11 protein-coding genes are annotated in these 12,670 nt (G+C 64.5%); 8 read left to right on the top strand and 3 right to left on the bottom strand.

Annotation, left to right across the window (positions count from 1 at the left end; genetic code table 11):
* Positions 1-463: 463 nt before the first annotated feature.
* Complete coding sequence (locus FGL98_RS19980; RefSeq protein ID WP_186526272.1) at positions 464-928, bottom strand: MarR family winged helix-turn-helix transcriptional regulator; 465 nt, start codon at positions 926-928, stop codon at positions 464-466.
* A gap of 297 nt (positions 929-1,225) precedes the next feature.
* Here FGL98_RS19980 and FGL98_RS19975 point away from each other — a divergent pair, with 297 nt between their 5' ends.
* The 8 genes from FGL98_RS19975 (at position 1,226) to FGL98_RS19935 (ending at position 9,469) form a co-directional block, all read left to right on the top strand.
* The gene (locus tag FGL98_RS19975) at positions 1,226-1,414 is read left to right on the top strand and encodes a Flp family type IVb pilin (protein ID WP_222432291.1); all 189 of its coding nucleotides are present in this window, start codon (positions 1,226-1,228) and stop codon (positions 1,412-1,414) included.
* Between the two features lie 230 nt (positions 1,415-1,644).
* A complete protein-coding gene (locus tag FGL98_RS27225) occupies positions 1,645-2,061 on the top strand; it encodes a TadE/TadG family type IV pilus assembly protein (protein ID WP_146319780.1) in 417 nt (138 codons plus the stop codon).
* A 1-nt stretch (position 2,062) separates the two neighbouring features.
* Positions 2,063-3,103 (top strand): pilus assembly protein TadG-related protein, encoded by a 1,041-nt coding sequence (locus FGL98_RS19960; protein ID WP_146319778.1) that lies wholly within the window; start codon positions 2,063-2,065, stop codon positions 3,101-3,103.
* A gap of 31 nt (positions 3,104-3,134) precedes the next feature.
* The gene (gene cpaB, locus FGL98_RS19955; RefSeq protein WP_146319776.1) at positions 3,135-3,935 is read left to right on the top strand and encodes a Flp pilus assembly protein CpaB; all 801 of its coding nucleotides are present in this window, start codon (positions 3,135-3,137) and stop codon (positions 3,933-3,935) included.
* A 10-nt stretch (positions 3,936-3,945) separates the two neighbouring features.
* Positions 3,946-5,154, top strand: coding sequence for a CpaE/TadZ family protein (locus FGL98_RS19950; protein ID WP_146319775.1), 1,209 nt, complete (start codon positions 3,946-3,948; stop codon positions 5,152-5,154).
* Positions 5,151-6,590 carry a TadA family conjugal transfer-associated ATPase gene (locus tag FGL98_RS19945; protein ID WP_146319773.1) on the top strand — a complete coding sequence of 480 codons (1,440 nt, stop codon included), beginning with the start codon at positions 5,151-5,153 and terminating at the stop codon, positions 6,588-6,590. The genes FGL98_RS19950 and FGL98_RS19945 overlap by 4 nt, the downstream gene beginning before the upstream one ends.
* Complete coding sequence (locus FGL98_RS19940) at positions 6,587-8,551, top strand: VWA domain-containing protein (protein ID WP_146319772.1); 1,965 nt, start codon at positions 6,587-6,589, stop codon at positions 8,549-8,551. The genes FGL98_RS19945 and FGL98_RS19940 overlap by 4 nt, the downstream gene beginning before the upstream one ends.
* A gap of 3 nt (positions 8,552-8,554) precedes the next feature.
* Positions 8,555-9,469, top strand: coding sequence for a type II secretion system F family protein (locus tag FGL98_RS19935; RefSeq protein ID WP_146319770.1), 915 nt, complete (start codon positions 8,555-8,557; stop codon positions 9,467-9,469).
* Positions 9,470-9,488: 19 nt separating this feature from the next.
* Here the strand turns inward: FGL98_RS19935 and FGL98_RS19930 are convergent, their stop codons facing one another.
* Both FGL98_RS19930 and FGL98_RS19925 read right to left on the bottom strand, forming a co-directional pair.
* Positions 9,489-10,916, bottom strand: a complete 1,428-nt coding sequence (locus FGL98_RS19930) for a hypothetical protein (RefSeq protein ID WP_146319768.1) — start codon at positions 10,914-10,916, stop codon at positions 9,489-9,491.
* A gap of 195 nt (positions 10,917-11,111) precedes the next feature.
* Positions 11,112-12,464, bottom strand: coding sequence for a nucleobase:cation symporter-2 family protein (locus FGL98_RS19925; protein ID WP_222432289.1), 1,353 nt, complete (start codon positions 12,462-12,464; stop codon positions 11,112-11,114).
* Between the last annotated feature and the right edge of the window lie 206 nt (positions 12,465-12,670).

Genomic DNA, 12,670 nt, shown 5'->3' with positions numbered 1-12,670 from the left:
GCGCATTGGTCACCGGGTTTCGACACGGACTCGGCTAACGCTCGTCCGGCTCAACCAGCGTGACAGTGCAGCCTCGTCCGGCTCAACCAGCGTGACAGTGCAGCCTCGTCCGGCTCAACCAGCGTGACAGTGCAGCCTCGTCCGGCTCAACCAGCCGGGCCTCACATCTGAATAGCTAACAGCACCAGGGGAACTGCACCGAGCAACTTGGCAGATCCGCTCGCTCGCACCTGCATCAATCCTCGCGACCGCCCGCTGCTTCATTGTGGGCCCAAGGCCGCGAGCCCGCCCTCGTCGAGCGCGTGCACCAGGCTGCCCACACACGCCTCCACCCCCAGCCTCAAGACCAGAACCGACCAACACAGGCGCGATACGAATTGACGACTTTGCCCAACCTGGCAACTCAATTCACGAGCCACCTGCTCATGACCGCACGCAGGGGCCTCCACGCCGAGTCAGTCTCCTACTGCGGGGCCGTGTCGGCTGGTGGCAACTCGCTGATCTGCAAGGTCTGTTGGTCGAGGGCGGCGGCAAGCCGGGTCAGCAGAGTGGTGACCGCGGCGGGGTCCATCCCGACCGGGACCTGGAGCGCCGCGGCAAGCCATTCCTCGGTGCGGTCCAGTTGGTCCTTGCCGCTTGGAGTGAGGGCGATGACGATCTTGCGCCGATCCGTCGGGTGGGCGGATCGGTCAGCAAGGCCGAAGCCCTCGAGCCGGTCGACCAGCGCCGTCACCGTGGAGGAGGTGAGGCCGGCGAGTTCGGCGAGCTCGCCTGAGGTCAGCGCACCGTGGACGCGCAGGTGGCTCAGCGCCACCGTCTCGGTGACGCCGACCCCGAAGTGGTCGGCGATCGCTTGGCGGAACTGCTCGCCGGACACGATCAGGGCGCGCAGTGCACCGACCGCGTCCGGGGTGCTGGGGTGGTCCATGGGTGTCCTTTTCGGCCGGGAGACGACCATCGCTGAATAATTAACTACTCGATGAACGAACTACTTGACACTCGAAGACTTTACCCTTAGTTTACTTCCTGTTGACCCGGACTTGACGAGTTGTTGGCTCGGGATCACCACCAAACCGGGCCCTTGACCCGGGTGGTCGCAGGACTCCAGCGCAGGAGGTCTGCGGCCAAGTTCGCCACCGCCGACACCGTTCAGCGATGGGGAACTGCCTTGCACACGGCCCCGATCGGACCGTGACCAACCAACACACCCCGGAAGGGATTCGCTATGTCTCGTTCGCTCATCAAGTTTCAGGCACGCATGGTTCAGGCTCTCGACGGTCACCGCGAGAGCGGCGTGACCGCAATCGAATACGGACTGCTGGCCGTCTTCATCGCACTCGCCATGGTGGTGGGCGCCACGCTCCTCGGAACGAAGCTCTCGGACTTGTTCACCGCCATCTCCGGGGACCTCTAGAGCGGTCGCCCAACACCATGGGGACCTCGCGGCAACGCGCGCTCCGACGTGCGCATGCCGAGCGCGGCGTGACCTCGATCGAGTACGGCGTGCTGGTCCTGGTTGTCGCCCTGGTCCTCATTGCCGGTGCGAGCCTCCTGGGGCGGCAGCTGCTGGCGCTCTACCAGACAGTGCCACCGAAGCTCTAGCACGGACACCGCCCGAAGGGGTGGCTGCACGAAAGGGAACCGATGAGGACCGGCATGCACAAGAGTCAACGCGAGCGCGGAGCCGCCGCGCTTGAGTTCGCTCTTGTGCTGCCGGTCTTCCTCATCCTCATTTTCGGTCTTGTCGACTTCGGTCGCATGCTCAACGATCAGATCCAGGTGACAAATGCAGCCAGGGAGGCCGTCCGCATGGAGGCTCTTGCCCTCCCGGGCTCTGCACAGGCCAGAGTCAACGCATCGACACCACTAGGAGCGGCAGCGACCATCGCGTCGTCAACTCCATGCTCCAGTTCCTCGCAACCAACCGACTCGGCATCCGCCACAGTCACCTACAACTTCAGCTTCATCACGCCGGTCGGTTCGATCATGGGCTTGGTTCTTCCGGCCAGTCATGGAGTGGTCCAGCTGAGTTCGACCGCCAGCATGCGGTGCGGAGGATGAGATGCTTCGGTTGACGTCACTTTTCGGGTCGCGGACCCCTCGCTCGCGCGAACAGGGGGCTATCGCCATCATGGCGGCGATCTTCCTGTCCCTGACCGTCGCCGGCATCGGGGCGCTTGCCATCGACACCGGAGTCCTCTACACCGAGCGGCAACAGGCGCAAAACGGCGCCGACGCAGCGGCACTGTCAGTCGCACAAAGCTGCGCGACCTCGTCCGCCGGCTGCACTGCGACAAGTGGCAATCCATCGGCATGGGCTCAGGGCAATGCGGACCCGTCGATGGCCGGCATCGGTGTTACCTCGGTCTGCGGCACCGCAGCCGGCCTAACGTCTTGCGGGGCGGGAGACACGGCCAAGCTGCCGGACTGCCCGACATTGCCCAACCCGGCGCCGACCAACTACGTCGAGGTGCACACCGCGGCCAACAACTCGGTGCATGCCTTTATCCTCCACGGCAACGAGCACCCAGAGGCCTGCTCCCGCGTCGCCTGGGGTAGCCCAAGCAGCATCGTCGCCACGGTGCCATTCACGATTGGTCTGTGCCAGTGGAATACGGAGACAGGCAACGGGACCAACTTCGCCGGCACCAGTGACGTCGCCATCCAGCTGAACGTCATGGACGCAGGCTGTGGCGTCACGATACCCGGCGGATTCGGCTGGCTCGACACGACTGGCTGCACGGCACTCATAACGGTCGGCGGAAATGTGGGTTCAAACCCTGGCAACGGCAAGGGCCACTCCTGCGACACGGAGGTCAGCCCCCTCGTCGGCAGCGTGGTCTACGTGCCAGTGTATGACGCAGCAAACGGCAACGGACAGAACGCCACCTTCCACATCGCCGGCCTGGCGGCGTTCCACCTGGACGGGATCAAGGCTCCCAGCTTCAAGTACTCCGGCTCTGCACCGAACAACACCAGCTCGCCGAACTGCCCAGGCAACGCATGCATCTGGGGATACTTCGTAAAGGCGCTAGCGCCAGTAGGAACCATCGGGTCGGGCTCGCCAAACCTCGGACTGTCCGTCCTTCAGATGGTCGGCTGATGCCGGCACCAATGGTTGACAAGGGAGAGTCATGAAGAAACGCATAGCGGCGATCGTCGTCGCGGTGGTCGTTGCGTTGTTCGGGGTGGGCGCGGTGGTTTCGTATGCGCACTCTGCCGACAACCGGGCGGTCGCCGGCCAGCAGGTCACGAAGGTCTACATCGCTGCCAGCACAGTTCCCAAGGGCACCACAGCGCAGACTGCGGTGGACAAGGGGATGATCAAGCTGCAGTCGGTCGTGGCCGCCGGCGCCCCCTCCGGCGCGATGGCCGCGCTGGACCCGGCACATGCAGGTCTGGTGGCGCTCAGCGCGATTCAGCCCGGCGAGATGGTGATGACGGCTGGCTTCGGCGTCATGCCCAGGGCGGCAGCCGACGTCTCCGGCGTCCCCAATGGGCAGGTCGCTCTGACGGTCACCCTCGGCATCGACTCGGGTGTCGCGCCGCTCCTCGCGAAGGGCTCACACATCGTCATCTACGACACGTTCAACGCCCGGGATCCGAAGGCAAAGCAGCTGGCTCCGGCTCCCCATAAGCTCGCGGATGACACCAACCCCACTGGCATCCGGGGCACGGCCGTGGTGCTGTCGGACGTCGAGGTCATCGCGATCGGCGCCAGCACACCGACATCCGGCGCCTCGAAGTCGTCAACGGCGTCTACGTCGTCAAACAGCAACGGTGCCTTCATCGTGACCGTCGCTGTGACGCCCGCCGAGTCGGTCAAGCTCGTTCAGGCGATCCAGACCGGCAACCTCTACGCGGGTTTGCTCGGGAGCGGCACGAAGGTCAACCAAAATTCGACGGCCAACGACACCAACGTCGTGAAGCCATAGGGGGTTCGTCATGACCGTGCTCTGGGAACCAGACACTCACTCGCTCGACAGCCTACGGATGGCTCTCGGCCAGACGCTCCGCGTCGTCGACTCCGGCCCGACCGCCATGCGTGCGGTCACCGAGGACCGGACCCAGGATCTGCTGGTCGTGGGGCCGGACATCGATCTCACCGCCGCCCTCGGCGCCTGCGAGACCCTGCGACTCGAGCGTCCCGAGGTCGGAGTGGTCCTCATGCGCCGCCGGCTCGATGTGGCGGTCCTTGGCGAGGCGCTTCGGGCCGGAGTGCGTGAAGTCGTCGCCGCCGATGACCTGGGAGCACTGTCCGATGCCTGCCGTCGCAGTCAGGAGCTGTCCAGGCGGCTCGGCGGTGCGACTGGCCCTGCCCAGGACGCACGAGTGATCACCGTCTTCTCCGCAAAGGGAGGTTGCGGCAAGACCACCGTCTCCAGCAACATCGCAGCCGATCTCGCTCAGACTGGGGCGCGCGTGCTGCTCGTCGACCTCGACCTTGCCTTCGGCGACGTCGCGATCTCCCTCGGGCTTGGCCCGGAGCGGACCATGGCAGACCTGGTGTCGATGGCCGGGCACATCGACCAGGAGGGCCTGGCGTCCGTCGTGACCTCGCACCAGAATGGCCTCGACGTGTTGTGCGCGCCTGCGCATCCTGGCGACGCCGACCGTATTTCGGGTGCCTTGGTGAGCGAGACGCTCCGGGCCGCACGACGCTTCTACGATGTCGTGGTCATCGATACCCCCCCCGCCTTCACCGAGCATGTGCTGGCGTCGTTCGACGTGAGCGACCTGTCCTTGGTCCTGGCCACCCTCGACATTCCGTCGGTGAAGAACCTTCGCCTGGCCCTGGACACCCTGGATCTGCTCGGGCACCCGCAGGAGAGTCGGCTCGTCGTGCTCAACAGGGCCGATGCCAAGACGGGGCTCACCATCGACGACGTGTCCACCGCGATCCATCATGAGGTCGACGCCCAGATCCCGGACAGCAAGGACGTGACCGCGGCCACGAATCGGGGCGTGCCGATCGTGCTCCACCAGCCTCGCCACCCGGTGAGTGTCGCGCTGCGGGCCATCGCCCGGCAACGCGTGCTGCCCGGTGCGGGAGGCCCCGCCAAATCGGCAAAGCGTCCCACAGAGCCGAGGGTCGAGAAGCAGAAGTCGTCCCTGTTCCGCCGCCGCACGGTCGACGCTCGGAGCGAGGCATGAGCCTCTCTGACCGCCTGGAACAGGCTCGACGGGGCGCGCAGGATCCTGCAGGGTTCGCGCGGTCGGGGGCCTCACGCGCCGGGTCGCATCATGCCTCGACCGACCCGCTGCTGTTGGTCAAGCAGCGCGTGCACCAGGCTCTTATCGACAGCCTCGGGCCGCAACTGTATGACCCACACCTGCGAGCCAGCGAGCTCGAGCAGCGGGTCAAGGTCACTCTGCAGGACGTCCTGGAGACCGAGGACACTCCATTGTCGACCTCAGACCGGACCCGAGTTGCGCAGGAGGTCTCCGACGAGATCCTCGGCCACGGGCCGATCGAGCCCTTCCTGCGCGACACGACCGTCACCGAGATCATGGTCAACGGACCCAACCAGATCTACATCGAGCGCGACGGCAGGGTCGAGTCGGTCCAAGCCACCTTCAGCAGTGAGGCCCATCTGCGGCGCACGATCGAGAAGATCGTCAGCCGGGTCGGGAGGCGGATCGATGAGGCCTCACCGATGGTCGACGCGCGGCTCCTGGACGGGTCCCGGGTCAATGCAGTCATCGCGCCGGTGGCACTGGACGGAAGCCTACTGACCATCCGGAAGTTCGCCGCCGAGCCCTTTACCGACAAGGACCTCATCGCGTTCGGCACAATGACCCCGCAGGTCAGGGACTTCCTGGAGGCCTGCGTCCGCGGCAAGATCAGCATGGTGGTCTCCGGCGGCACCGGCACCGGCAAGACCACCTTCCTCAATGTGATGTCCGGATTCATCCCCGAGGACGAGCGGATCATCACCGTCGAAGATGCTGCCGAGTTGCAACTGCGTCAGCAGCACGTGCTGCGCATGGAGTCCCGTCCACCCAACATCGAGGGTCGCGGCGTCATCAGCATCCGCGACCTGGTGCGCAACGCATTGCGCATGCGCCCCGACCGCATCCTTGTCGGCGAGGTCCGAGACGGTGCGGCGCTCGACATGCTGCAGGCCATGAACACCGGCCACGAGGGTTCGCTCACCACGGTGCATGCCAACTCACCCCGCGACAGCCTGTCCCGACTGGAGACCATGGTGCTCATGGCCGGGATCGAGCTGCCGATGCGCGCAATCCGCGAGCAGTTGTCCAGCGCCATCGACCTCATCGTGCAACTCGAGCGGATGAAGGACGGCAGTCGCCGGGTTGTGGCTCTGACCGAGGTGCTCGGAATGGAGGGCGACATCATCACCCTTCAGGACCTCTTCAGATTCGACTACTCTGCAGGGCGAGACACCTCCGGGCGAATGCTCGGGGTTGTCCAGCCGACCGGACTGCGACCGAAGTTCACCGACACGTTGGCCGAGGTCGGCGTGCAGCTGCCGCTGGGTGCCTTCAACCCTGCCCTGATGAAGGGCGCACCAGCAGCGTCGCCGCAGGCCAACGGTCACTACGCTCGCACAGGGCAGCCGTCATGATCCGCGTCCTGAGCCGAGCGAGCGCACTGCTGGTTGCGACCCTGACGGCTCTGGCCCTCACGGTCGGTGGCGCCTGGGCTACGACGACCGAACCCCAGAAACCCACCCTCAGCGAGGTGAGCATCTCCCACGGCACGCTGCACGGAATCCTCACCGTGCCGGGCGCAGCAAGCGCCGACAACATCGACCCCGGCAGCCTCGAGGTGCAATACGGCAGCGGCGCACCTCGTCTGGCCAAAGTGACACCGATCACGCAGGAACGGCGCACTGCGCTGATCCTGATCGACACCAGCGGCTCGATGGCAGGCAGTAAGCTCGTTGCGGCCAAATCTGCCGCGAAATCGTTCCTCGCCCAGATGCCCCCGGATGTCTATGTCGGGCTGGCAAGTTTTTCCGGCCAACCGCACCTGCTGGTCTCACCAACTCGAAAACACGCATCGGTGACAGCTGCTCTCACCGGTCTCACGGCCGGTGGTGAGACCGGTCTCTATGACGCGATCCAGATGGGCATCAAAGATCTCGGCACGGCGGGAAGCCGCACCATCGTGCTGCTCAGCGACGGCGGTGACACGGTCAGCAAGTCCTCCCTCACGACTGTCACCTCGGCGCTGCGTGGCAAAGATGTCCGCATCTCAGCCATCGGCTTCCAAACCGATGAGAGCCAATACGGTGTGCTGGGCAAGCTCGCCACAGCAGGCGAGGGCACGATGACACGTGCCACGGACAGCGCATCGCTCCAAAAGGCATTCGCGTCCGCCGCGCGACGGATCGCCGCGCAAGTACGGGTCGCCGTCGCTGTGCCGGCCAATGTCGGCGGGAGTCAGCCCATCACAGTCACTGGCATCGTGAACGGCAAGCGCTTCACCGCCAACACCCGTGTCCTGCTGCCTCCGTCGGTGGTCGCAGCGCCGAGAGTCGCACCGTCGGCGGCCAGTCCGGTCACCCAGATGGCACCGGCAGTCGGCTCGATCTCTCGACGAGTGATATGGATTGCCGCAGCTGCGGTGTTCGTCGGACTGCTGACACTCATCCTGCTCGGTTCGTCATCAGTCTTCACCCCGCATGCGCGCAAGCGAATTCGGACCATTGACTCCTACGTCGGCACCGCAATCGGCACTGCGAAGGACACCTCCGCGCGTCGCAGTGTCGACCTTACCGGCGGCCTGCTCAGGGTCGGGGATGCCTTTGCCAGACGCCGTGCCTCGAGCACGGAGGTGTCTCTGCTGCTCGAGCGGGCCGACCTGCCCATACGCGTCAATGAGTGGTATGTACTGCGGGCATTGTCAGTCACCGTGGGTGTACTCATGGGATGGCTCTTGATACATGGGTCTGCCGTAGCCGCGCTCTTTGGACTTGTCCTCGGAGGTGTTCTCGGCTTCGCGCTGCCACCTTTGCTGCTCAAGACGCTCGCACGCCGGCGCGCACGGCTCTTCAGAATGCAGTTGCCGGATGTGCTGACGTTGCTTGCCTCCAGCCTCGCGACAGGCTTTTCCCTCCCCCAAGCCATCGACGGCATCACGAAGGACGCCGCGGAGCCATCAGGCAAGGAGTTCGCCCGCGCACTCGCCGAGACTCGCATCGGAGCGGAGCTGGAGGATGCCCTTGACAGGATGGCGACCCGGATGGAGAGCGTCGACATGACGTGGACTGTCATGGCAATCCGGATCCAGCGCCATGTCGGCGGGAATCTCTCAGAAACGCTACGCACTACTGCAAGGACACTGCGTGATCGTGAGTCGCTTCGTCGCCAGATCAGGGCGCTGTCCGCGGACGGCAGGCTGTCGTCCTACTTCCTGGTCGCAATGCCTTTCGGGATCGTGGGCTACCTGTGGTTCGTCAACCGGAGTTACATCTCGCTCTTGTGGACCAACCCGTTTGGTATTGCCATGATGATCGCGGGCGCGACTGCCATGGCCATCGGGATTATCTGGATGCGGCGCGTAGTCGTAGTGGAGGTGTGAGCGATGCTGTTATACATCGGTGCCGGCGCTGTGCTCGTCGGGCTGGCATGCGCCCTGATACTGACTTTTGCTGCTCGATCCGGCAGCGCCTCCGTTGCGCACAGCCTTGCGCTGATCGACCAGGGGGTCCGACCTCACGAGATGGCCAAGCAGGACCTCCCTCTCGGCGACCGGGTGGCCAAACCAATCTTCGCCTCGACGCGGCGGCTTGCAATTGCCATCTCCCCCAAGGGGACGACCAGTCGAATCGTGCGACTACTGGACTTCGCCGGCAACCCCGCTGGATTGTCGGCGGAACGCGTGCTCGGATTCAAAGGGGCCGGTTTGATTATCGGGGCGGTTGTCGGCCTGCTACTGGGCCGCCTCTCACTCGCAGGGGTGCTCGCCTCGATCGTCCTCGGGGCGATCGGCTTCTTCCTGCCGGACCTTCTCCTGCACAATTCGGGCCAGCACCGCCAGGATGCATTGCGGCGAGGTCTGGCCGACGCCCTCGACATGCTCACGGTGTGCGTCGAGGCCGGTCAGGGTTTTGATGCTGCGCTCCAGCAGGTGGCCGGGGCGGTGACCGGACCGGTCGCCGGGGAGTTCGCCCGGGTCATCCAGGAGGTCTCGATCGGGAAGTCCCGGGCAGCGGCGTTCTCCTCATTGGCCTCCCGCACATCTGTGCCGGAGATCAAGACCTTCGTCACGGCGATCGTCCAGGCGGATCAGCTCGGCATTCCCATCGGGCAGGTGTTGCACGAGCAGGCCGGCGAGATGCGCCTGATCCGCAGGCAGCGCGCCGAGGAGCAGGCCCAGAAGGTGCCCATCAAGTTGCTCTTCCCGATGATGTTTTGCATCTTTCCGGCGCTCTTCATCGCCATCCTTGGGCCCGGCGCTATCCGTATCGTCCAGATGTTCAGCCACCTCGGTTCCTGAGAATTCGAGGTTTGAAGTCTCAGTCCCTCGCGTAGATGCGCCACTGTTCAACGGATCGGACCAGGTGAAACCGCTTGTCGCCTGCGACGACCGCACTGGCTTCAGTGCCGTCGCTCACCACGACGACACCAACCCCGTCGAGCGTTCGGTGGGCTGCTGGGGAGCCATCCAAGAAGTTGATGTACATCACCTGATCCCGCCGGCTGAACGCGTCGATCGGATCGCTGATCCATACCCTGGCGCCTGCGACTGCGAGGGACTCGGACAATGGATCCGGTGCCAACACGACTCGTCCCACGGCCACTTGATTGACGGCCGCACTTACCTTCTCGGTCGTGAAAAACATCGTCTGACCACGTACTTGCAAGACGAAACCCGCAACGAGGATCGTGAGGACACCGGCTGATACCAGCTTCACGAGGGTATCTCGACCACCGCTAGCCTGTTTCTCTCGCTCGACAGCTCTCCGTGCGCCGACCGCCGCTGGTGCAGCTACGAACAGCAACAGCCATATGCCATATCGAGCAGAGGTTGCCGTGCCCACGATCAAACCCGCTGCAGCGACAAGTTCCCACAGTGGGCGGCCCGATCGCACGAACCGATAGGTCAGCAACGCGCACCCGGCGAGCATCAGTAGGTCCAAGACGCTGTGAGCGCTGGGTGGAGCCCACATTCCAAGTCCGCGCGCCGCACCTTCGTTTTGCATCACAGCGCTGTAGTAGTTGACTGTCCCCAGACCCGCTGGGGTGACGCAGATCCCGGCAACCGATGCAACGCCAATAGCGACCGTCTCGCTCGGGCGCCTGCGAAGTCTCCAAATCAAGAGGTAACAGACCGCAAGGACAACTCCGACAAGTACTGCTCCATGCAGGTTGCCCCAAACGACGACCAACGGCACCAACCACCACAGGCGCCTGGACGGCCGCGCCTGGTCCGAGCGAAGCAACAGCAGCATCACAGCGAATGCCACCAGCGAAAACAGTTGCACCCGAGCGATCACCAACCCGGACAGTCCACCGAGCGTGACCAGGATCAGCATGAGCGCCGTTGACCGATCTGACGCGCCCATCCGTCGAGCACCGATGCCGACCAGGATCATCGCCCCGCCGTCGGCGACCAACTGTGCGACGACGAGGCCGATGGGGCCAAAGTGGGCGATCCCCGCAAACGTGAGCTCCGCCAGCACCGGGACGTTGTGCCAGCCTGAGGTTGGCGCGGCGGCGAATGGCACGCCATCTGGGATGCCTCGCTGGGCAACGATGTGCCGTCCGAGCGCAACAAGCCACTCACAGTCCGCACCGAGTTGTGTCGACAGTGCCAGAAACACAATGATCGCGCTCAGGCTCAGCGCCGAAATCGGGCCGATGCCTGCCACATACCGCAACCTGGTCTCAGCAGGAGCGCCCTCATCAACGGCCGGTGTGGTCGGCTTTCCGTGCGCCGTCACGGTTGGGCTGGTGCACTGGCGTGAGTCCACATGGATGCTGCATGTGTGTTGCGGCCAGGACGGCATTCGGGCCGGCGCGCACGGGCAGTGTCCATATCGAGCAGGATAATCGATCGCGGCCGACCACTGACAGAGGTTCAAGGTGAAGCACTCCCGTTAAAGATGGCTCACCGACCGCCTTTCCTCGAACCCGGATCAGGCCTCCGACTTGTCGGTGGTTTCCTTGTCGATCGAGACGGCGCCGTGCCGCAGGGCGTTGTCGACCGCACCCTCGGTCTGCGGGGTCCGGACCCAGTGGTTGAAGACCAGGTTGAGGATGAAGACCACGATCACCGTGGAGGTGATGCCCGAGCTGAAGATGACCTGGAAGTCCTGCGGGAACTTCTCATAGAAGGTCGGTGCCACCGTCGGGATCATGCCGATCGACAGGGAGACCGCGACGATCAGCAGGTTGTGGTTGTCCTCGAAGGACGCCTTGTGCAGCGTGCGGATGCCGACCGCGGCCACCATTGCAAACATCACCGTCGCGGCGCCACCGATGACCGGGTCGGGGATGCTGGCCACCACCGCGCCCAGCTTGGGAATGAACCCCATGATGATCAGGAAGCAGCCACAGACCGTGACGACCCAGCGGCTGCGGATCTTGGTCAGCCCGACCAGGCCGACGTTCTCCGCGAAGGACGTGTCCGGGAAGGCGTTCATGAACCCGCCGAAGATTGCCGAAATGCCGTCCGTGGCCAGACCACGAGCCAGATCGTTCGGCGTCAGCTCCTTGTCGACCATCTCGGCCACCGCGAGCATGTCCGCGGTCGACTCGGTGTAGGTCACCAACATCACGATGCACATCGAGATGATGGCGGCAGCCTCGAACTTCGGTGCACCGAAGTGCAGGAACCCGCTGAAGCCCACCCAGTTCTCGCCACTGACCGCGGAGAAGTCTGTCATTCCCATGGCCCAGGCGACCAGGGTGCCGATCACGATCGCCAGCAGCACCGCAATCTGACCGACGAAGCCCCGGAAGGCCCGGGTGATGACGACGATCAGCAGCACGACAATCGCGGCGACCGCAATGTGCGAGACCTGGCCGTAGTTCTTGGCGGTCGCGTCACTGCCGGCAATCAGGCTGACGTCCGCGCCGATCAGCGACAGTCCGATGATCGTGATCACGGTGCCCGCCACGAGTGGCGGGAAGAACCTGATCAGCATGGAGAACGGTTTTGCGATCAGCAGGCCGAAGACCCCCGAGCAGATCATCGCTCCATACACTGCTTGCAGCCCGTACTCCTGCGCGATGATGATCATCGGGGTGAGCACCGTGAAGGTCGCACCGGTGACCACAGGCAGCCGGACACCGAAAACCTTGCTGATCCCGACGGACTGGACGACGGTGAAGATCCCCGACGTCAGCAGGTCGGCGCTGACGAGCAGTGCGATGGTCGACGTCGGCAGCTTGAGTGCTCCCCCGACGATCAGCGGCACCGCAACCGCGCCGGCATACATGATGAACAGGTGCTGGATGCCGAGCGTGATCAGGCGTGGTGTGGGCAATACCTCGTCCACAGGATGCCGACTCGACGTCGGGACGAAACGCTGTGGTCGATCAGTCGCCTGGCGTAACGACATGGGTCCTCCTAGCCTCCCTCTTTCATGTGGCGGCCAGTAACTGCTTGTGAGTGCCGTTGGGGCCGTGTGCGGGTGGTTTTGTCGGCCAGCGCATGCTGGTGGCCCGACTGGCGCGTCGGGTGGGCGGTTCT

The organism is Leekyejoonella antrihumi (assembly GCF_007845645.1).
GTDB lineage: Bacteria > Actinomycetota > Actinomycetes > Actinomycetales > Dermatophilaceae > Leekyejoonella > Leekyejoonella antrihumi.
Note: the sequence above shows the minus strand (reverse complement) of the source record. Positions and strands in the feature narration are given on the sequence as shown.